Annotated in this window: 19 protein-coding genes and 2 pseudogenes; 9 read left to right on the forward strand and 12 right to left on the reverse strand. The window is 34.0% G+C overall.

Annotation, left to right across the window (positions count from 1 at the left end; all coding sequences use genetic code 11):
* Window positions 1-185: 185 nt before the first annotated feature.
* From OM967_RS01360 to OM967_RS01370, 3 genes are all read left to right on the forward strand, one after another.
* On the forward strand, window positions 186-347 hold the full coding sequence (locus OM967_RS01360) for a hypothetical protein (protein ID WP_264337432.1): 162 nt from the start codon (window positions 186-188) through the stop codon (window positions 345-347).
* Between the two features lie 33 nt (window positions 348-380).
* The gene (locus tag OM967_RS01365; protein ID WP_244226858.1) at window positions 381-896 is read left to right on the forward strand and encodes an ankyrin repeat domain-containing protein; all 516 of its coding nucleotides are present in this window, start codon (window positions 381-383) and stop codon (window positions 894-896) included.
* Between the two features lie 214 nt (window positions 897-1,110).
* On the forward strand, window positions 1,111-1,332 hold the full coding sequence (locus tag OM967_RS01370) for a hypothetical protein (protein ID WP_143688910.1): 222 nt from the start codon (window positions 1,111-1,113) through the stop codon (window positions 1,330-1,332).
* On the opposite strand, the pseudogene OM967_RS01375 reads toward OM967_RS01370, so the two are convergent.
* Window positions 1,333-1,853: pseudogene (locus OM967_RS01375) on the reverse strand (phospholipase D family nuclease).
* Here OM967_RS01375 and OM967_RS01380 point away from each other — a divergent pair.
* A complete protein-coding gene (locus tag OM967_RS01380) occupies window positions 1,852-2,766 on the forward strand; it encodes a patatin-like phospholipase family protein (RefSeq protein ID WP_264337433.1) in 915 nt (304 codons plus the stop codon). The pseudogene OM967_RS01375 and the gene OM967_RS01380 sit on opposite strands and share 2 nt — an antisense overlap.
* Before the next feature lie 78 nt (window positions 2,767-2,844).
* Here the strand turns inward: OM967_RS01380 and OM967_RS01385 are convergent, their stop codons facing one another.
* From OM967_RS01385 to wmk (OM967_RS01410), 6 genes are all read right to left on the reverse strand, one after another.
* Window positions 2,845-3,177, reverse strand: a complete 333-nt coding sequence (locus OM967_RS01385) for a WD_0736 family protein (RefSeq protein ID WP_143688908.1) — start codon at window positions 3,175-3,177, stop codon at window positions 2,845-2,847.
* A 408-nt stretch (window positions 3,178-3,585) separates the two neighbouring features.
* Window positions 3,586-4,488 (reverse strand): WO male-killing family protein Wmk, encoded by a 903-nt coding sequence (gene wmk / locus OM967_RS01390; RefSeq protein WP_264337295.1) that lies wholly within the window; start codon window positions 4,486-4,488, stop codon window positions 3,586-3,588.
* A 25-nt stretch (window positions 4,489-4,513) separates the two neighbouring features.
* On the reverse strand, window positions 4,514-5,422 hold the full coding sequence (wmk, locus tag OM967_RS01395) for a WO male-killing family protein Wmk (RefSeq protein ID WP_264337294.1): 909 nt from the start codon (window positions 5,420-5,422) through the stop codon (window positions 4,514-4,516).
* Window positions 5,423-5,500: 78 nt separating this feature from the next.
* Window positions 5,501-6,712: a hypothetical protein gene (locus tag OM967_RS01400; RefSeq protein WP_264337434.1), complete on the reverse strand. Its 1,212-nt coding sequence runs from the start codon at window positions 6,710-6,712 to the stop codon at window positions 5,501-5,503.
* A gap of 99 nt (window positions 6,713-6,811) precedes the next feature.
* Window positions 6,812-7,468, reverse strand: a complete 657-nt coding sequence (locus tag OM967_RS01405) for a JAB domain-containing protein (protein ID WP_264337374.1) — start codon at window positions 7,466-7,468, stop codon at window positions 6,812-6,814.
* Window positions 7,469-7,637: 169 nt separating this feature from the next.
* Entirely contained in the window at window positions 7,638-8,549 is a 912-nt protein-coding gene (gene wmk / locus OM967_RS01410) for a WO male-killing family protein Wmk (RefSeq protein WP_264337291.1), read from the reverse strand.
* Between the two features lie 120 nt (window positions 8,550-8,669).
* Between wmk (OM967_RS01410) and OM967_RS01415 the strand changes: the two genes are divergently transcribed.
* From OM967_RS01415 to OM967_RS01435, 5 genes are all read left to right on the forward strand, one after another.
* Window positions 8,670-9,578: an Rpn family recombination-promoting nuclease/putative transposase gene (locus OM967_RS01415; RefSeq protein ID WP_264337436.1), complete on the forward strand. Its 909-nt coding sequence runs from the start codon at window positions 8,670-8,672 to the stop codon at window positions 9,576-9,578.
* A gap of 145 nt (window positions 9,579-9,723) precedes the next feature.
* On the forward strand, window positions 9,724-11,169 hold the full coding sequence (locus tag OM967_RS01420; protein WP_319606899.1) for a cytoplasmic incompatibility factor CifA: 1,446 nt from the start codon (window positions 9,724-9,726) through the stop codon (window positions 11,167-11,169).
* 53 nt (window positions 11,170-11,222) lie between these two features.
* Window positions 11,223-14,711, forward strand: coding sequence for a C48 family peptidase (locus OM967_RS01425; protein WP_264337437.1), 3,489 nt, complete (start codon window positions 11,223-11,225; stop codon window positions 14,709-14,711).
* 1,320 nt (window positions 14,712-16,031) lie between these two features.
* Window positions 16,032-16,802, forward strand: a complete 771-nt coding sequence (locus OM967_RS01430; protein WP_264337438.1) for a CPBP family glutamic-type intramembrane protease — start codon at window positions 16,032-16,034, stop codon at window positions 16,800-16,802.
* 240 nt (window positions 16,803-17,042) lie between these two features.
* A complete protein-coding gene (locus OM967_RS01435) occupies window positions 17,043-17,498 on the forward strand; it encodes an Hsp20/alpha crystallin family protein (protein WP_264337439.1) in 456 nt (151 codons plus the stop codon).
* A gap of 446 nt (window positions 17,499-17,944) precedes the next feature.
* Here the strand turns inward: OM967_RS01435 and OM967_RS01440 are convergent, their stop codons facing one another.
* The 5 genes and pseudogenes from OM967_RS01440 to OM967_RS01460 form a co-directional block, all read right to left on the reverse strand.
* A complete protein-coding gene (locus OM967_RS01440) occupies window positions 17,945-18,691 on the reverse strand; it encodes a hypothetical protein (protein WP_264337440.1) in 747 nt (248 codons plus the stop codon).
* A 176-nt stretch (window positions 18,692-18,867) separates the two neighbouring features.
* Window positions 18,868-19,949 (reverse strand): annotated as a pseudogene (locus OM967_RS01445) (IS481 family transposase).
* A gap of 72 nt (window positions 19,950-20,021) precedes the next feature.
* Window positions 20,022-20,489, reverse strand: a complete 468-nt coding sequence (locus tag OM967_RS01450) for a hypothetical protein (RefSeq protein ID WP_264337442.1) — start codon at window positions 20,487-20,489, stop codon at window positions 20,022-20,024.
* Window positions 20,490-20,523: 34 nt separating this feature from the next.
* Window positions 20,524-21,738: a DNA modification methylase gene (locus OM967_RS01455; RefSeq protein ID WP_264337443.1), complete on the reverse strand. Its 1,215-nt coding sequence runs from the start codon at window positions 21,736-21,738 to the stop codon at window positions 20,524-20,526.
* A 102-nt stretch (window positions 21,739-21,840) separates the two neighbouring features.
* Complete coding sequence (locus OM967_RS01460; protein ID WP_264337444.1) at window positions 21,841-22,305, reverse strand: crossover junction endodeoxyribonuclease RuvC; 465 nt, start codon at window positions 22,303-22,305, stop codon at window positions 21,841-21,843.
* Between the last annotated feature and the right edge of the window lie 111 nt (window positions 22,306-22,416).

The following is a 22,416-nucleotide window of genomic DNA, read 5'->3' on the forward strand; positions in this document are numbered from 1 at the left end:
ACTATGGTTATGAGACCAAATCGCTGATTTCAAGGTCATAAGTCTCTACCAGACCAGAAACAGTTGGCTTTGGTAGCCCAAGTTATACTATACAAACGCTTTACTCTAATGTAGAATCAGCACTAAGTGCAGCAAATGCTAAGTTAAAACAATTAAAGCGAAATAATGCAGTATTGGATGTTACTATGCCTGGTAATCCAGAACTATTTGCAGAGGCAAAACTCAGTTTATTAGGGTTTCATCAAGATATAGACGGTGAATGGATAATTGACAGAGCAGAACATGTGTTAGATAGTTCAGGTTATCGCACTGTGTTATCAGCATCAACGTTAAGAAAAAATCAGTAAACCAAATGTTTAATGTTGAAAAAAGTATTGAATATGAACAGAGACTCAAGAAATAAGCTACATTTTTGGTGGTTTATAGTAACAGTAGTATGTGTTATTATTACCTATTGCTATACGAAAGCAAAAGCTACAGATAATTATAAAACAATATTGCGGATTGCATCTGAAAATTGTAACTTAGAAATTGCGAAGTTTTCAGTAAAAAATTTATTAGATATAGATACGCAAATTTTTAAACTTACTACACTACATTATGCTGCAGGAGAAGGATGCTTAGAAGTTGTCAAATTTCTGATAGACGAAGGAATTAATGTAAATATTATCAACGGGTATGGAAGTACAGCACTTCACAATGCTGCGTATCGAGGGGATTTAGAAATCATAAGGTTTTTATTGGAGAAAGGTGCAAATCCTACAATCAGAAATAAAGATGGAAAAAACCCAAGAGATGTAGCTGTGCTAAGATCACGGCACAATAAAGATAAACCATACGATGAAATTATACACTTGCTCTATAATGCTGAAAAGGAACACAAATCTGAGCAGTAATATTTCGTAACTGGGAAACAATAGGAAATATTTATACATGTCAAGTTTAAGATAATTTTTTTAGATTGATCCATAAATTACTAACCTTATTACTCAATTTCTAAAATAGTTTTTTCCATTTTCCTTCTTATGCCGCTTGCACTTAACTTGACGCTTATGAACACTACCAAACAAGAAATAATTGAAAGTCTTTTATTATACAATCAGGAAAAGCATGCAAAAACAAAAAATCCCAATCACAGTAATAATAACGATGGTAATACAGACCATAGCAACAATTTGGTGGCTCGCCAAGCTAGACTTACGGGTACACATGCATGATAAATTTATAGAGCAGAACAATGGATTGGCCGTTACGGTATATCGTCTGGAAGAACGGGTAAAGAATCTTTCTGAGGAATTAGATGAATTCAAAGCTAATTTGAAGTACAAGTAATTATTCTTCTACTTTTGGTGTGTAAGCATCAGATTGAGATTGACGATCCTTCCAGTTTTTGATGTATTGCTCGACTAATGGAGGATCTCCTGTTATAATTAGTAGATTCTCAGCGTTTTTTTTCTGTGCGGCGTCAGAGAAATTGAAAGACCCAGTTATGATTTTTTGTTATCAATAATCATGACTTTATTGTGAGCGATTGCTGGTTTGAAATCAATATAAATCTTAATACCTTGCTCGAATAACTCATTGATGACACTATATTTTGAATGAATTTGCGACTTATCAAGAATTATCTTAACTTCTACACCTCGTTTTTTGGCTTGAATCAAGGACTCAGCAATAGGCTTTGAGGTAAATTGGTATGCTTGAACTAACACAGACCCTTTAGCATGCTCTACGGAATCAATTATTAGATTGGTGCAATTTTCCCCAGGAGTGAAACATACAGTAGTACTAGGACAAGAAACACAACCTGATAAAAGAGAACAAGTTAATAAAATTATTAAATATCTAAACATGATTAAATATATCCTTTCAGTTGATGGCGGAGGCATAAGGGGCATAATACCAGCCATCATTCTAGCAGAAATAGAAAAAAGAACAAGAAAGAGAGTAGCTGAAATCTTTGATCTTATGGCAGGAACCTCAACTGGTGGAATTGTTATAGCAGGATTATGTAAAAAAGATAAACCTCAATATTCTACTAATGATTTAGTCGAGTTCTATCGGGAATATGGACCATATATTTTTAAATCTTCATTTTTTAGGCGATCAATACTATCTTGGTTTAACTGCGCACAATATCCACATAAAAATATTGAATCTGTACTGGATAAATATTTTGGCGATGATATCCTTAAAAACACTTTAAGTAATGTGTTGATTACGAGTTACGATATTCAGAATAACTGCCCATTTTTCTTTAAAAGCTGGAAAGAAGGTAATATTAAGCTGAAAGATGCACTCAGAGCTGCAACGGCTGCACCTACTTATTTCATACCAAAACATCTCAAAATTAACCAGATAGACAGAATATTAGTGGATGGAGGGGTGTTTGCCAATAATCCAGCGGCTTGTGCATATGCAAGTGGTAAGAGGTTATTTCCAAATGATGATATTCTACTGTTATCGATAGGTACTGGAAGAACAGATAGAAGCATAGAGTATGCTAATTCAAGGAAATTTGGCAAAATAGGCTGGATAAAACCACTATTACATGTGATGTTTGCCTCAAGTTTAGATTCAGTAAATTACCAACTTGATCAAGTTATAGGTGATAAATATATACGCATACAATCGCAATTAAAAATAGCATCACCCGACATGGATAATATTACATCAAAAAATATCAAATCTCTTCAGCAAGAGGCAAAGGCAATGGTAGAAGGCAATCAAAAAGTAATCGATAAATTTTGTGACATTGTATCTTAATTTACATCAAGTAAAATCTAAAGCTTTAGTTGAGCCAGAAAAGTAAAATAAGCAAATTTGCCTTGTTGAGAAATCTTATTATCTTTGTGTACTACTTTCTTTTTCACTACTAAAAAATCCACATAAATGGTTAAAAACCTTTTCAATAAAAAGCTCGCTTTCCTTTCCTGTAAAAGCTTCTTTTATTTCATGCAAACTACTTGTTGCCTTATTGCTATTTTTTATGACTGAGTAGCTTTCAATAGCTTGGCAAGCAGACAAAATAGTTATTGCCCCTATTATAGTTGAAACAATTATGGCAATTAAAGGTGCTATTGTTGTAAGTACTGCTGCAATTAATGAGATGCCAACACAAAACGCAATAGCTGAAATGCAAAATGCTACTGTATGTTTCTTTTCATGACTAACCATACACACCTTCTTAATAAATCTGTTAAAAGGATAACTTATTTTTTTAGTACCGTCAATATTTTTAGAAAAATTGGCATACTCAAGATAATCATTTGTGATACCAATGAATTACATTAAGCAAATTCTAATTTAGTTAATTCACTTCAATCTATTTGAACATTATATATTAAACACAGAAGCACAAGAATTTCATTCAGTAATTTAGATATATTAAATATACAATTATTTTTATTGATATTTTAATGTATTATTTATGAGTAAGTAAACTACTGAAATCTTTAATCCAGGTTAAGTTTTGAAAGCATGATTTTCAAGCTCCTCAATAGAAATGTCCAGCATAAGTAGATTATTTGCAACCTTTATCTATATTAAGTATATAACTACTTTTACTTATATCTTTAACACAATTCAATTTTCACACTCATCAGTAGTTAGGCCACTTGCTCGCACAATAATATCAATAGCAACACCTGCCTTTGCTAGATTTTTCGCAACTTTGATCTTTTCTATTTTTTTAACTTTTTTCTTGCCATTTTTCATACTTTCAGATAGAGATTTGACTAGTGATTCTTGTTCTCCGTACTCATCCATTAAACTCAATAGCTTTTTGCTTTCTCTTGTTTTAGGTAGCAGAACTTTAATATTCACTGATAATCCTTCTGCTATTTGATATAATTTGTCAAATGATATGGCAGTGTATCCTATTTCATATTCGTGTATTTCCTTGAGTGTTAAACCAACTTTATCCGCCAAATCTTTTTGAGTATATCTTCTTATCAACCTCCATTCTCTTATTCTTTGCCCTATTCTGTAGTATATAGAATCAGTGCAGACTTCTTTCTCTGTATTATCATACTCGTAAATAGATAAGCCGGTTGCTTGGGAAATTATGTCAACTGAAACTCCTTCTTTAACTAGATTTTTTGCTACTTCTAATCTTGCCTCCTCTTGATTGATTTTCTCGCTAATATGAACAAACCTGATTAATGAAGGTACTATTTTGCCTAACTTTTGATTCTCATATATTTTTGTTAGATAGAGTATTTCTTCGTCTTCATCTTCATACTCTCTTACTGTTATTGGTTTAGGTAATAGATCTACAACATTAACTGACAGTACTCTTGCTATTACATATAGTACTTCAATCGGAATAGGAATATACCCATTTTCATAATTGGTTACTTCTTTATATGCTAATCCGATTTTACTTGCTAACTCTGCTTGAGTACACCTTTGCATTAATCTACAATCTTCTATTTTTTGCCCTATTTTGTAGTGTATAGAACTAACATCTCTTACAGAAACAAACATATATACCTTACTTAGAAATAAATTTTCATGCAATTTGATCAGCGGATAAACCAACTATTTGCAAAATAATATCAATAGAAATTCCCCCTTTTACTAAATCCTTTGCAACTTTGATCCTTTCCGCTTTTCTTACTTTTTCTTCACAAATCCGTATGCCTTCAAACAAAGATTTTATTAGTGCATTACGTAGTTCTTGACTTTCAATCTTTTTATATTCTTCAATTAAATTCGGTAGTTCATTTTCTACTTTACTACCTTCCTCTATTAGCAGATCTGTAATATTAATCGATAATGTTTCTGCTATTACATATAATTTTCCCAGTGGAGTAGCTACACGTCCTTGTTCATAGTTGCTTATTTCGTGACGGGTTGTATTCATTTTCTTTCCTAAATCTTTTTGAGTATACTCTTTTACTAGCCTCCATTCTTTTATCTTCCTTCCTATTTGGCAGTAAATAGAACCAACTTTTTCTTCAACACATTCATCAGCAGAGAGACTGATTGTTTTTGCAATAACATCAACAGAAACTCCTGCTTCAACCAAACCCTTTGCAATTTTTACTTTCTCTGCTTTCCTACTACTTTTTTCACTAACTTGGACAAATTGGGTTAATAAACAAAACATCTTACGTAACTCCTGATCATTAATCTTTTTATATTCTCTTACTAGATTTAATATTTCTTCTCCCTCATCTTCAAGACAGCTTTTTGATACAGGAATAAGATCCGTAATACTGATTGATAGTGCCTCAGCTATAGCATATAACCTTTCAATTGAAATTCTACGATTCCCTTTCTCATATTGCAATATCACCCAATACTTTACACCAATTTTCTCAGCTAAATCCTTCTGAGTATAACCTCTCTCTAACCTCCAATTTTTTACTTTTTCCCTTACTTCACAGTCTAGACTTTTTTCCACGAAAACAACCATGCGTATAATATTTTCTACTATAGCTCAGATATAACGGTAGAAAAAACCTCTGGAACCTTAAAGTTTGCTGTAGACGCATTAAAGTTCCCTAAAGGTTTCTTTACTACCTCCACATACCCTATTTACCCATGAAGACAATACTTCATCATTGCTAATCTCTTTTATAGCATACTTTTCATTCCATATGCCACATCTAGTGAAATTACCTCTTTCTACCACTTCCTTAAGCTTCACTCCCCCAAAGAGGCAATTTTTTCCAATTTCTTCGCCTCTTTTTTGTAACTCAGCCCACATTTCCTTGTTTTCTACTCTGACTTGTACTTGATCATATTTTTTTACATCGTGGTACAATATAATATTTAGCTTACCAATGCTTGTAGGAAACTCTAATATAATAGAGCTTTCATCTGACATATCGATATAGTTTCTTATACCTCCCTTCTCACTTTTAACCTCAACTGCATCATTGCCAATTTTTAAAATATTAATTCCTAACTCTCTCAGTATTTTGGCTACCTCTACCTTGCTATCCCCAGAAAATTCTATATACGATGTTGTATTATCTATCTCAACATCTATTAATTCTCCTTCTTGCATAGCATTTTCGCCAGCTTTCTCTAGTTCTTCTAGTCTCTCATCTATCTGTGGCTGAACTTCTGGCTGTAGCTCATTATAGATTTCACCTATTAGTTTATTCTGCAATAAAGTATCATGAAAATCTGCACCACTTAGCATTAATTTACGCATTATCTTTTTTCGATCAGTCTTATCAAATTTATGAAAATGTGTACCCAATACTACATACTCTGCAATGCTCCATTCCCCATCGTTATATGCATTTATTCTTGCTCCAGAGGCTAGTACTTGGTCTATAGTTTTGTGCAATTCATTTACGTTTTTTGCCTCTACCACTTCACTTTTAAACCAGCTCAACTTTTCGCTTTCGCTTATACTTGGCTTTATTTTTTGCAAAGCTGAAGCAAATGGATTTAACCCTTCTGGATAATCTGCTTGATTACTCAAAGGTTTTGTGCCATAAATATAGTCAAATCCTTTCCCATAGTTGATTTGGTTTTCGCGAACTTCTCTACAAGGGAAAGGTACTATTTCTTTATCTCCAGGCTTTTTAGCCTTATTAATTTTGCTTACAAAGGTAGACTGCTCTTCAGTACGACCAATTCCTATAATAGCATTTAACATCTCACCTTTTGATAACTTATCAAGGTCAACGTTTAATTCGTAAGTACCTCCTTTTTTGTCACCAAAAGGTACAATTATTTTATTACCCATATTAGCCTCCGCTATTAAATATACTTTCTAAGTGTACAGTTATTATACACTTTATTACTTATAATAAATCATAGTGAGTAGATTTGCAAATACTTTCTGCTATAACAATCCACTTTCTCTAAAACTAAAATAGCCCCCACTTGTAATGATAATATGATCAAATAATCTAACGCTTACAGTACTACATGCTGCTGCTAAGCTCTTCGTTACTTCTTGATCTTCTTCTGATGGTTCTAAGCGTCCCCCAGGATGGTTGTGTGACATTATTACTAATGTTGCATTCTTTATTAATGCTTTTCTTATAATTTCCTTTATGTATACTGGTGCTTTTTCCATTTCACCAATATAGGATTCTTCTCCAATTAGTTGACGCCTTTTATTCAAGTACAGTATTTTTACACATTCCCTCTCTGCATGACCTATACTTACGTTTAAGTACTCTACTAGCCCTTGTAAGTCCATTATTGGCTCACTCTTAAGCTTTTCTTTCAGTACCCTTTCTAGTGTTTCCTTAACACACATAATCATTGCTACTGCAGAATCAGTTACTCCTTCTATAACTTTCAGGTCATCCATTTCTCGGCCTAAAATCCTTCCTACTCCCGTATAAGTGTTCACCAGATTTTTAGCAATTTCTTGAGCTTGTGGTCTTTCATGTACTGCACTTAAAAACGTTTCCATTATTTCACGATCAAGTAGTGCTTTGCCTTTGCTTTCTAATATTCTGAATTCGATTTCTTCTTTACTTTTATTCATATAATTTACCCTTCACTAACAACAAACTTTTTTTAAATATTTACTGCTGTTTTTTATCAGCATTGGCATAGAGCCATAGCTTTCGAGTGAAGTCAAATCAATTTTTCAATCTTTTTTACTTATTTTTTCATCAAAAAGTAAAGATGTTAATAGATACTGATTTTTTTACTTAAATTTGTTGAATTTCGTCTAAAGAGATGCCTATTGTTTTTAAAATAATATTGATAGAAATTCCTTTTTTTACTAAGTCTTTTGCAATTTTGATCTTTTCTGCTCTTTTCACTTTTTCTTCGCAAATCCGTATGCCTTCAAATAGAGATCTTATTAATGCATTACGTAGTTCTTGACTTTCAATCTTTTTGTATTCTTTTATTAAATCAGGTAGTTCATTTTCTACTATCTCATCTTCTTCTATGAGCAGATCTGTAATGCTAATTGATAATGTTTCTGCTATTGCATATAATTTTTCCAGTGGAATGGCCACACGTCCTTGCTCATAGTTGCTTATTTCATCACGTGTTGTATCCATTTTCTCAGCCAAATCCTTTTGAGTATACTCCCGTACTGCCCTCCACTCCTTTATCTTTTTTCCTATTTGGTAGTAGATAGAACCCGTTTTTTCTTCAACACATTCATCAGCAGACAGACCAATTGTTTTTGAAACAGTATCAACAGAAACTCCTGCTTTAATAAGACCTTTTGCAATTTTTATTCTCTCCGTTTTTTTACTATTTTTCTCACTAACTTGAACAAATTTGGTTAGTAAACAAAACATTCTACGTAATTCCTGATCATTAATCTTTTTATATTCTCTTACTAGATTTAGTATTTCTTCTCCCTCATCTTCAAGACAGATTTTTTCATTTGATACAGGAATTAGGTCTACAATACCAATCGACAATATCTCTGCTATAGCATACAACTTTTCAATCGAAATTTTACGTGTTCCTTTTTCATATTGTAGTACTACTTGATACGTTACACTGACTTTCTTCGCTAAATCTTTTTGAGTATATCCTCGCTTTAACCTCCAGTTCCTTACTTTTTGTGCTATCTGATACCTTATTGAGATGTTTGCCATAAATATTATACATGTTAATACTACCAAACAAAGATATACAAAAACTTCTATGTTTGCATTTTAGTTGAATATTTCTTCAGAATTGTGTATAATTATTAATGCTTTTTAGGTACTCTTGCTATGGCTCTCTCGAAGTTTCTGGATCCCAAGAATGATGTCGCATTTCGCCGTATCTTTGGCACTGAAAAGAATAAAGACATCCTCATTCACTTTCTCAATGATATTCTGGGTTTTACTGGCAAAAATGAAATAAAGGATATAGAGTTTTTAAGTACTATTCAAGACCCTGATATTGCCTCTAAAAAGCAAAGCATTGTTGATGTATTATGTAGAGATTCCACGGGGGTGCAATGGATTATTGAAATGCAGGTCGCTAAAACCAAAGGCTTCGAGAAACGTGCCCAATACTATGCTGCTAAAGCCTATTCAAGACAAGCCGATAAAGGTGATCAATACCAGGACCTTAAGGAAATTATCTTTATTGCTATAGCAGATTGTATTTTATTTCCTGATAAGTCTGAGTACAAATCAAAGCATACTATTCGCGATGAAGATACTAATGAACGTGATCTAAAAGATTTTTACTTTATATTTATTGAGTTGCCTAAATTTCCAAAAACAAAAGAAGATCAGCTTTCAAGTATAGTTGAAAAATGGGTCTACTTCTTTAGATATGCAGATGAAACTAGTGAAGAAGAGCTAGAGAGAATAATAGGAAGTGATCTAATAATTAAAAGAGCGTATGAAGAATTAAATAGGTTCAACTGGTCAGAAAAAGAATTTATAGCCTATGAACAAGAGATAAAGCGTATTCGTGATGAACAGGCTGTCCTCGCTCAAAAACTCGATGATGCCACTCAAAAAGGTAGACAAGAAGGCATCCAAATCGGCCATGAAAAAGGCAGAAAAGCAGAGAAAATTGAGGTTGCAAAGAATCTACTTAAAGCAGGAGTTTCTATTGACATTATAACTCAAACTACTGGTCTTTCTGTTGATTATATTGAGAAAATTCAAGAAAAGAAGTTTTAGCCATAACGTTTTTTTATTAAACCCTCTATTCTGGTAATTTTAATATTGCAATCCATTCTAATTTCTGTATAATGCCTTTTTTACATGACACTGTTAATACTTAATAGGGGGGATAATGCCAACACAGAAAGAGCTTCGGGCTACGATGTCCAAAAAATTACAGGAAGCTATTAAACATCCAGATCCAGCAGTTGTTGCCGGGAGGAAGTCAGCTATCAAGAGATGGGTGGGAGTCCTTCAAGATAACTTTATGGAGCACATAAAATACTTTAAGGGTGATAAGTTGAAGTTTTTGCACAATGTATTTCAAGATGAAGGTTGCTGGTCAGGTGTAAGGTTGGATAATGCTGCTTTAGGTCAAAGGTTTAGTGAAGAAAAAATAGGTGGAATAGATAATCCACTTCGCAAATATGAGATGGCTTGTAGTTACTGTGTAGTGGATAAAATTCATCCTCTCTTTCAAAAAAGATTTGAATCTTATAGGAACAAGTTTCCTCCTGGTGCATTTGATGGTAAAACTGAAACTGAATTTGGCAAATACGTACAAAACTCGTTACTAGATAGCATAAAGAGGAAAGGTCCTGTATTTGATTTCTGGATCGATAGAGAATCTGGGGAATTAAAGAAGTATGATGCAGTAGAAGGTTTTGACAGTGCTGTAAAACTTAAGTGGAGTAAAGGGGTAGAGTATTTTTATAATCATTTAAAAGAAGAAGATAAGGAAAAGAAGCTCACAGAAGCTATTCTTGCTCTTTCTCGCGTTCAATCTGTTGAGAAAGACGCCCCTATTTTAGATTTTTGTGTAAATAAGATAGTCGATAAAGATACTCTTTTACAGAAATTATCACAGAAAGATAAAGGAGTATATTCCCTTTTTGCTGAATTAATAGAGTCATGTTTTTTTGATACGGTTCATGATTTGGTACAGTGCTGGTGTTATAAAGAAGTTTCAGCAAGAGGAGACTGTTCGGACAAAATATTCTCACAGCGAGACTATGAGCTTTTTCTTTCCTCTCTTTCAGATGTGATGTTGAAAAATCCTGAATCAAATGTTCAAGCTAGATCTCTTATTATGGAATTTTGGGAATGTGGTAGCTTGTATCAATACAGAAAAGCTGCTGTTAATACTTCTAATTATACAGTTCCTACAAGTGGTGTATTTGCAGAGTTAATAGTCAATTGGAGACGAGAAGACATTTATAAGACTGATGAAGAAAAAGAAATAGAGAAAAAAGAAATATTAGATATGATGTCATTTGCCAAAGATTGCTTTCCTGAAAAGTTTGAGCTCTTTAAAAAACTAATAATAAGAGACCTTAGATTATGCGGTAGGGAAGGTAAAAGAGTAAATGTAGATTACGGTCTGTTTGCAGAAGAATTATTCTCTGAGTTAGAGAAAACAATTTTACCACCTGGTCCTGTAGGTGATGGTCCTTGCAGTAATTTGCGATCACGATCTAAAGCTCATGGTAGTAAGAAAACAACTTTGCCAGTTGATGATAGTCCGCAGTCTGAGCTTGGAACTCCTAGTGTAAGTGGTGTTTCTTCTTATAAGAAAAAAAGCGTCTTTACGCTTAGTGGTAATAAGTAATCCACTTATGAACTCTTGGTGTTTCTGGTCGTAGTAAATAAGGGGTATTTTGTATGAATAATGGTGATGGACTTATTAAAGGATTTGAATCTTTTTTAGATCAATGTCCATCTTTCTTGTATCATATAAGTGCAGGTCGTTTCCTTCCTGTATTCTTTTTTAGTATGTTATCTATTGCACATGATGCTAATACCTTAAATGCAAATGAGAGAGTCTATTTTCGTTTTGATAACCATGGTGTTAATCCACGTAATGGTAAAAATCGAAATACGGCAAACCTAAAAGTTGCTGTTTATCCTGACGGACAGCAAGTTGTCAGATGCTACAGTATTTCTGATCGTCCTAATAGTGATGGGTTGAGGTTCAGTACAAGGGAGAGAAATGCTCTAGTACAAGAGATTAGACGGCAAAATCCAAATTTAAGGGAAGAAGACCTAAATTTTGAGCAATACAAAGTATGCATGCACAGAAAGGGCAAGAGTCAGGGAGAGGTAATTGCAACGGTATTCGAGGTAATTCGTGAAAAAGATCATCAAGGTAGGAATAAATTTGCCAAATATTCAGCATCTGAAATCAATCTTATTAGACGGCTCTTAGGAGATCACAGACTAACAATTAAGGAAATAGAAGGAAGACAACTCAATCAAAATCAGCGTAGACAACTTGGTAGGTTGGTCAATTTTGCGCAAGTAGCACAGGGTCAACAAGGAATTGATAATTTTATGGGAATGCTAGCGAGTGATAGAAGACAAGATGTAAGAGATAGAATACGCAGAGAAATTTTGCCATACATAACTGACATCTATAATAATTACAGACAAGTACTGGAAAATAATATTGAAAATCGCAATCAAAGATTTGAGGGTCACGGGTTTTTATTAGGTTTCTTAGCAAATTTTAGTCATCGCTACACAATAGGCATCGATCTTGATTTATCTCCTAGAAACACACATGTTGCATTTCTTGTACGTCATCAAGCAGAAAGAGAAAATATTCCTATTGTTATTAATCTTGCTATATTTGACACACCGTCAGATGTTACATTAAACTGTGCCATAGGCTACGCTGGAAGGTTACACACTTCTTCATTTATACCTATCCATACTGAATCAAGAAATACTGTCTGTGTTGGATTAAATTTTAATTTAGATCTAGATCCTTTTAGTGTTGATACAGTAAAACTTCAACAGGATAGATTTCCTTTAGTACAAAGATTATTTGAGTGTTTGGAGAATGAAGGCATTAGAGAAAATGTTAGAGATTTCTTGCTTCACCATCTTCCTGCTGAAATACCAAGAAATGCAGAGAATTATAATAGAATATTTGATTGCATAACTGGCTTTGCTTTTGGAAGTAGTGCTTTTGATAGGCACCCTTTAGAACTAGAAGAGGAAGACGAAGCACCTATAACAAAGTACATATTTAGACATGGTGATGAGGGTTTAAGATGTTTAACTATGGTCTTTCATGCTGAAGGTTCTGATATAGTTATACTTCATATTAGAGCTCACGATGCGCAACAACAAGGAGCCATCAATTTACAGACTCTTAATGTTAATGGAAATGATGTTCATGTGTGGGAAGTTTCATGCACACTTAATAATCAACTTGAACTAGATATTGATCTACCAAATGACCTTGGTTTATATCACGATTACCAAAATAATAATGCAAATAATTTTCTTGCTGGTGATCTTGTACAAGTGCCCAATACTGAAAATGTACATAATACTTTAAATCAAGTTGTGAATGATGGCTGGAAAAATATAGCTCAGCATAGAGGATTATTTCAAGAGATCTCTGGAGCATTGATGCCGCTTGTGGATACAATAAATGTTAATAGTGAGGATAAGTTCCGTTCTATACTACATGGTACATTTTATGCTAGTGATAATCCTTATAAAGTGCTTGCTATGTATAAAGTTGGTCAAACATATAGTTTAAAAAGGGGGCAGGAAGAAAGAGGAGAAAGGGTAATACTCACAAGAATTACAGAACAGAGATTAGATCTTTTATTATTAAGACAACCTAGAGAGAATGACTTAGATACTCACCCAATTGGATATGTGTTAAGACTTGCTAATAATGCAGAAGAAGTAGGACAACAGCAAAATAATGCGAGACAAGAAATCGGAAGACTTAAGAAACAACACAGAGGATTTATACCTATTACTTCTGGAAATGAGGTGGTTTTGTTTCCTATTGTGTTTAATAGAGATGCACGCGAAGCAGGTAATCTTATACTTTTCCCAGAAGGGATAGGAAGAGAAGAGTATGTACACAAGCTTGATCGTCATGTTCGCGGTTCAAGACCAGGAGGATTAGTGGGACCTGAAAGTGTTATTGATGAGAATCCACCAGAAGGTCTATCATCAGATCAGACTCGTGAAAACTTTAGGCGTTTTTACGAAGAAAAAGCACCAGGACAAAATTCGATTTTTTTGCTTGATATAGGCGACAATCTACATGTTCCGTTTAGTTACTTGCAAGGTACTAGAGCACAGGTAATAGAAACATTAAAGTCAAGAATAAGGGGAGGTGGTACTCCTACAGCACAAGGAATATTACAACAAATAAATGCTATCCTTCGTAGAAACAACGCTCGTGAGATAGAAGATGTGCATGATCTACTTGCACTAGACTTTGCAACAGATAATCAAAATTATCGTTATTGGCTACAAACTCATGACATGTTTTTCGCTGCACAACAATATACTTTCTATGATGATCGATCTAATCCAACTAATAATCGTCATGATTTTACAATAACTTCAGTAGGAGTCGATGGAAATCAAAATGATCCAACAGGTAGGGGCTTATTAAGTAGTCACATAGCTAACTTTAAACAAAAAGTAGATTCGGGTGAAAAAGATAGATTAATTGCTATTATTAATGTAGGTAATCGTCATTGGGTTACATTAGTTATTGTACACCAAAATGGAAATTATTATGGGTATTATGCTGATTCACTTGGTCCAGATAGTGGTATTGACAATAATATTCGAGGAGCTTTAAGAGAATGTGATATTAACGATGATAATGTCCATAATGTTTCCGTTCATCAGCAAACAGATGGCCATAATTGTGGCATATGGGTATACGAAAATGCTAGGGATATTAACCAAGCTATTGATCAAGCTTTACAGGGAAATAATAACTTTGGAGAGAAAGGTGAGGGTATTATAGGTTATATACGTGGTCTTCTTAGTGTAGGCATTGGAAATGACACTAGACAATCTCAAAGAAATGAACAATACTTTAAAAATCGGAGAAGAAATATTTCACAATTATTCCAAAATGATCCTCTATCTTCTCCTAGGGGTAGACTGATTCAAGATCATCCAGGAATTCAACATGAATTTGATCCATTACTATTACAATTTTTAGGACTCCAATACCCACAGCGTGGAGGTGGAGGAGCATTACAATTAGGCGGAGAAAGAGTGATATCAATTGATTTTGGTAACCCGCAGTCTGCATTAGATAAAATTGATGGAGTGAGTAGAGTTTATAACCATAGCAATAGTAGAGGTAGTAGGTAGAAGTTAATAGGTGGATGAAGTTTTCTTTACTCTATATTTACGCATTGGTTGTAATCGGTCTTCTAGGTTGTTTCTGCATATTTTATCTTACTATTACCCACAAATATAAATGTTTGTTGCGTAGCTCTTAATGGCATAACTTTTGCTTGAAATAACTGTTTATATGGTGCAATTTACAGCTTTTAGTTGCTAAAATTATAACTCTTAGTTTAATAATTTTAATCCAATAAGCTTTCAGGTTAATAAAATTAAATTATTTGAGTAAATACAATACTATGTTTTTATTTGTGGGTAATAGTAAGATATTTTATGGTGGTGTTTATTAACAATAATATAGAAGACTATTATTAAGACTCTTGTCCGTAAAGCACCTTCATTTGCTCCTCTCATGAGAGTGATATTTCCTTCAAATCAGCTAGTTTTAGATGCTGAGGTTGTGTGCCGTTTAAAATGGCTTCCTTAATTTTGGGTATCAAATAATTTAAACGTAAGACCCATTGTAAAAGATAAGATTTAATTTGAAAGAAAAATTGATGTGGTTAAAACTTGACCTTGCGCAGTATAGGAATATTTTTTATAAAAAGAACAATATCGATTTGAAATGTAAAATTATCATAAATTTTTCTTTTTATTCTCAAATGAATTACTATTAATTCAGTAAACTATATTATTAATATCTCAAGTAAATCAACCATTTTCAGCGCTCAAAACCAAGTGCGGTGAGAACAAGTTTTTTTGGTATGGATTGGACTACCAAGTTTACTGTGCGAACTTTTTAATATAGTGATTTTACTATACGCTAAAGCCATCTATATTAGCCAATTTTTACTACATTTACATACGAATCAATTTCCCTAACTTTGTTACAAGGATTGCAAATTTCTATTTTCATAACCATACTTTTACGTGGCTTGTTCTCACAAATATACGATCTTCTTTATATTTTTTGTAGAAAGTAAATAATTAAGATTTTTGTCATGCTAATCAATGTAATATTCTTCTCAAAAATACTTCTTACGCTATCTACAGATTAAGATATAGATAACACGCTGAAAATCTTCCCCATTATGATAAACTGAGTAAAGCTAAAAAATGATAATTTATTACTATATTACATGAATCTGATTGTATGTAGAATGGGTAAATTATTGAAATTCTTAGATTTTTAATGAATTAGGGAACAGCAGTGAAGTTTTTTACTCAAATTTAGGTGCTATTCATTGACAACTTTTATTGTAAACCTTAGATATAGATAAGATAAGTTGTTGTACTGTATTGATACTTTTTTTGACACAATTGTAAGATGTAGGAGTTCTGTATATGAGTAAAGAGTGTATGGTGTTTATTTTGGTTACCTATCTGCTGACGTTTCTCCTGGTCCATGTTGTGCCTAATACTTCTTTTCTTACTCCTTTTGTACCTGGCGTCATTGCTATTCTATTAACGATTTATAATAGGAAGAAAATAAGTAGCCTTTTTAAGAAGGATTCAGTAAAAAATCTTCTATGTGGACTGATGATCCCGTTAGTGACGTTTCCTAGCCTTTTTGGATTAGGTCTGCTATTCTCATTGATAAAATATGAACCAAAATTAGAACCTGTTGGTGTTGCTTACTCTGTGATTCCGATTGCGTTTATTGGTAGTTTCGTAGGTAGTGCTATTTCTAATATTTCAATTATGGTTGGTTGGCAAGGTTATTTTTTAAAGAACATAAGAGCCCAAATATCAAATTTTTATACTAGGGCGTTGTTGATTAGTTTACTTTATGGAATATTTTCTACAATTATAGTTGCTGGTCATACAGAACATATGTCACTGCCCATGATCTGCATTTCTTTTGCTCAGCTCCTCTTAACATCTATAATCTATACTTGGCTGTTTGAAAAAAACGGTTCAATTTGGTCGGTGGTTGTAGTACATAGCTTGTTTTATGCTTTTCCTGTTTCTCTCATACCTATTGTTGGAGCTGCCTCTTTGCAGTCTGTAAGTTTTTCGTTGCTACTAACAGTTTTCTATTTTTTGGCTGTCCTAGGCATTGTTCTGTTTGGTGAGCCCAATAGAGAAGGAACATTTCTAAAAAACTGTTCATAATCCTTGACAGGTACATTTAAGAAGGATTTCTGATTCTAGGGAAGAAATTTCTAGGTAGAAAGTGTTAAATCGAGATTCATTACTACCCACGATAATCTAAATAAGATTTTTTCTTATAATCAAGTTATAGTCAATTCGAACAACTTTTCACATCTAATAAAAGTTCTAATTCTAGATTTAGAATTGAAATTAGTAAGTGGAATGATTATGTAACGCTTGTATAATAAAAGGAGGTACAACATGAGTAATATAGTTCATTCAAATAAAAACAATAATCGTGATAATTTTAGTGTAAGAGGATTGCAAAGAGCTGTTGATGAAATATTTGATAGCTTCTTCACAGGGTGGGGCTCAGAGCTTTCTAGAAGGGGTAGTAGTCTATTACCAGCTTGCGACTTTTATGAAACAAAAGAAAGCTATTGTCTCTCGCTAGAGCTACCAGGTATTTCCAAAGAAAACATAGATATCAGCATGTCTGGCGATAACTTAATAGTGAAGGGTGAAAAGACGTGTGATAATGAGTCAAAAGATAAGCAGTTTTATCATCGAGAAAGATACTATGGCTCTTTCTATAGGTCTATTCAACTTCCAGTAAATGTAGAGCAAGATAAAGTATCTGCTAATTTTTCAGATGGAGTATTGCATGTAACCATACCTAAGTCGGAGAAACACATCAAGAAAATTGATGTAAAGTAATTAGAGCCTACCTCTCGCTTGGGGGCTTGTGCTTTGGATTGCCATGGGGAGTATGGGGAAAGTCCGCAGTTTTGTCGCTTCACCTTAGTTCTTCCGATGGTGTTCTGTGAAGTGACATGTGGCTGTGAGGTTTTTTGTAATATTTTAAATCTGCCTTCACACCTGTGTGGTGTCTGTTCAGCGGAGCGGTAGAAGACAGTTGAGAGTTAAGCAAAAGATCCATTTTTTGCTTTGGACTGTATAAAGTATTAAAAAATCAACCATATTATACCGTATTTAGCCAGTTTGATTCTAACGATTTTACTTGTTTAAGCATTCTCGACCGCTCCGCTGAACGGATACAACGAGCACATGACATAGTAAGAAGTAGATCTACTCATGTTATAGGAGCTTGTATGTCTTCTGGCTGCTAGTAGAAGGTTATAGCCAAGCCAGAAATCTTTAAGTCAATACAAATCAGGTGAAGGTAGAATATTATAGCCATCTAGAGTATTAAGAGTCTGTTGTGAAACTGCCTCTCTCACTCCTGTATCAGATATCAGATTGTCCGAGATAACCATATTTGTGACATCCTCTGCAAAATTTCCACCTTCTTCTCTTTTTATATCATAATTGCTAGAGCCAGAAAATATTTCTGACTTTTCCTTAAAAATCGATTCTTTACCTTTTTCTATTGTACTTTCCTTTACATCTGGTATCTCTAATCCTTCCACGCTAGCATTTCCAGATTCACTAACAGATACCTGATTTTTATCAGCAAGTAACTTGGTAGTTATAGTAGTGGTATTATCTGATAGATCTCTTTCATCTTGAGTAGAATAATCTTTCACAGTGCCTTGAACGGTTTTGGTATCCTCGATGGCATTTGGTATTCTATCAGTTATGTCATGATAATCTATAGTTCTATTTACTGATTTTACTTTATTTTCACCAGTGAACATAGTTGTTTGCAAAGCTAGATCACCAGCTATTAACCTTTGATAATCCATGTTATCCTCAAGACATTTCTGCATTGCAACCTTAATATTATTGAGGTTATCTACTGAATCTACAATCACTCTTTTTAGTCGATTTACTTCATCAGAAATTAATTTTTGATCTGTCAAATCAGGCGCTAATTCGATTACATTTCCATTCTCCAGCTCTCGAACTTTATCTTTATCTTTTGGACTTTGTATTACTAACTCTTCCAAGAAATTCCTTTCCACTTCAGAGTCATATGTTTTTTCCTTACCATAAACTTGATCAAGGCATCCTACTAATTTTTCTACTGGGATGGACCTTTCTTCATCTCCTTCTACTCCTTCTGTCGGACTAAGTATTTTATCTTTAAGATGTAATAGTTTAGACTTGATCTGACAGGCATGAATTATCTGACAGAAGAATTGACAAAGTCAAAACCGATATCAGCATCCTGTTTAATGCTATCAATATTTTTCTGATAAGCAATATGCATACTATCAAAAAAGGTTTGCATAGGCATAGCAATATTTACCTGAATGTGGTCTAGATCTATTGTAAGAATGCACCCAATGGTCTACGTCTAACTGAAGTTCTGCCAAAGAGGTGTAAATTTTCTTTCTAAAGATAATATTGTAACATTCATCTTGCATAGTTCTATGGAACCTTTCACATATGCCATTAGTCTGTGGAGAACGAGCTTTGGTTCGAGAATGATCAATATTTTCTACCCCTAAATATAGCTGGTAAACGTGATTTTCAGGTCTGCCACAATACTCTGTACCACGATCCGTCAAAACACGTAGCAATGATACTTTCTGTTCATCAAAGAACGGTACTACCCTATCATTAAGAAGATCTGCAGCTGTGATAGCAGTCCTTTCTGTGTAAAGCTTAGCAAAAGCAACTCTGGAATAGGTATCAACAAAGGTTTGCTGGTAAATTCGTCCAATACCTTTGATATTACCAACATAATAACTGTCTTGGCTACCTAAGTATCCTGGATGCTCTGTTTCAATTTCTCCATGGGCCTCTTTATTCTTCCTTAGCCTTTTCTAGAGCTGTTATCTGTTCTTCTGTTAAAATGATACCATCCTGAGCTACTTTTGCTTCTAATGCCTTTAACCTCTTTTTAAAATTTTCAAGATCGTTTCTTTGCCACACTGATCTTATTCCACTTGCAGAGATGAGAATTCCTCTCTTTTTCAGTTCGTTTGCTGCTCTTTCTTGTCCGTATGCTGGAAACTCTATTGCTATTTCAACTACTGCTTTTTCTATATCCTCCGACACTCTATTTGCATACAATGGCTTGCTTTTGCTTATCTCGTGTAAAGCCTCTTCTCCTCCTGTTTCATACAGTTCTTTGAAGCGGTAAAATGTATCCCTTGAATATCCCATTACTTTACACGCCTGTGATACATTTCCTAATTGCTTTGCAAGTTCTAGCAATCCCAACTTTGGTTTTAGTATTTTTTCTTGTGTTGTATTCATATCTGACACTCCTTTAAAACTTGTTTATATTTTTATCTTACTTTGTTTGCTTGTCAGATCAAGTCTAAACTATTACAGATATTCTTGTAATGAGTTTGTAATCTCTTCAGTGAGCGCCATATGAATCTTTTCAGTGTCACTCAGTGATGCAAGCATTGCTGAAACCCTATTTGGAATATTAAGCAAATTATTACGGACAACCCTTGCTACGTTAAATGCTTCAGTTTTTACTTCCTCTACTGCTACAAGTTCTCCTATCTCAGCTTTTGCTTTTGCCTCCAATAATCTTCCTCGCTCCATCTCATTTTTTATTCGCGTTTTTAGCAACATTGTAGAAAGGTTATTTGTATTTTCGTTTTCTGGATTTTTCCTCCTCAGTGGCTGACTTGGATCTCTTATTGCTGCCACCGCTTCATTTGCCTGTTCTCTATTGATCAAACCATCCTCCAACTCAACTATTCCTTTTTTTACCAAATAACAGACATATTGCTTTGATACTCCTATCTCTCTTGCCCATTCTGTTTGTGTTATCTTTTCCACTTTTTTTTCTCTTCTCTCTTTTGTGTCTCTTTATCTACGAATTTTCTTCTTGAATCTCTGAAAAGGTTTTGCCAGTACCAGAAAGAATTGCCTCCCTACCTGTGTATATTTGCCAACGTTTTATGGTTACATCTACAAATTTTGAATCTAGCTCTATTGTCCTACAAATTCTTCCTGTTCTCTCACATGCAATCAGTGTACTTCCAGAACCACTAAATGGATCAAATACTATATCTCCAGGTCTACTGCTATTAACTATTGCTCTCTCCATTAGCTCTACTGGCTTCATTGTTGGATGTAATGAGTTATGTGTTGGCTTATCATAAAACCACAGATCACTTTGATTTCTTCCTCCATGCCACTCACGTTTATTACCGCTTTTCCATCCATAGAGCATTGCTTCGTATTGTCTTTGATAATCTGATCTTCCTAGCGTAAAGTGACTCTTTGCCCAAATGATAAATGTTGACCATTTTCCTCCTGCCTCCTCAAATGCTTTTTGCAACGTTGAAAACTCTGATGATGATACGCAGATGTAAATTGCACCTTTCGTATATGCTAAAATATTGGAACAGATATCGTAGAGAAAAAGTTCGTACTTTTCACCTTGATTATCGTTTAATATCTTCTTGTCTTCTCTCTCTTGGCTGCTACCATAATCAACGTTATATGGAGGATCACATACGGTAATATCTGCCATTTTATCATCTAATAGCGCTTTATATGATTCAACTACAGAGCTATCACCACAATAGATTCGATGATCACCTAAAATCCATAAATCACCTGGTTTTGTTACTTTTTTGTCATCAATAGCTAAGTCAGAAAGATCTTCTTTTTCACTATCTAAATCATCAAGGAAATGTTGAACTTTTTCTAATTCAAATCCAGTCATTTTAAGATCAAACTGTAAATCTTCTAACTCTTGAATTTCTACTTTCAAAAGCTCATCATCCCACTTTGCCCAATTAGCTGATTGATTTGCCAGTAATCGAAAAGCTTTGGTTTGTGGTTCATTTAGATTATCACTTAAAACAACAGGAATGCTCTCCATACCAAGTTTTCTTGCTGCTTTAAGTCTTAAATGACCATCAACCACAGTTCCATCGCTTTTTGCAACTATTGGAATACGAAAGCCGAATTCCCGAATAGAAGCACACATTCTATTTACTACGTCATCATTTTTACGAGGATTACGATCATATTCAACTAGGTTTCGAGTAGGATAGTAGTGGATTGCTAAATTCATATCTTAATAATTAAAAAGTTAATATTCAAAATATGTCTAACACTAGAAAAGGCCTGGGGTCTGACCCACCAAACCCACCAATATGGCCGAAAGGACCCATTTTTATGGCATTCTTGATATGTTAAAATCTTTACTAAGATTCATAACGTAAAACATTAATGCCAAAGCATCGGCCTCATTATCATCTCTAGGTGCAAAACCTTTTTCACGTATCGCTTCAATAACTTCACTCTTACTTGCATTACCTTTGCCTGTTACAAAGCGTTTTATAGTTTTAACATTAACACCTTTGTATGGCACATGATGTTCTTCACACCAAGCAGACAACACTGCAAGAAAACCGCCATAGCAATGGGCTGCATCAGTTCCTAGATGTCTTCTTACTTCCTCAAAATACACTGCAGAAATGTCCTTCAAAGAATTAAGCCAATTACGAAAATTTAAGAAGCACATTCCACCTCCACTGAAACGGCTACCATGAAAACTTTTGCTCCCACTTTCAATTACTCCATCTGTAAGAATTGCCCAGCCCGTTTGTTTGCCGAGGTCGAGTGTTAAGATTGACATTACTAGAAATTAGAGGTACGTTGTAGTGTGTACATAATATATATACACGGTAACTTCAAAATTCGTCCAAAAAATTCTACTTTTTTATTGAAAATATACTATAATAAGTTT

This window comes from Wolbachia endosymbiont (group B) of Dolichovespula media (genome assembly GCF_947179505.1).
In the GTDB taxonomy this organism is placed as follows: Bacteria; Pseudomonadota; Alphaproteobacteria; order Rickettsiales; family Anaplasmataceae; genus Wolbachia.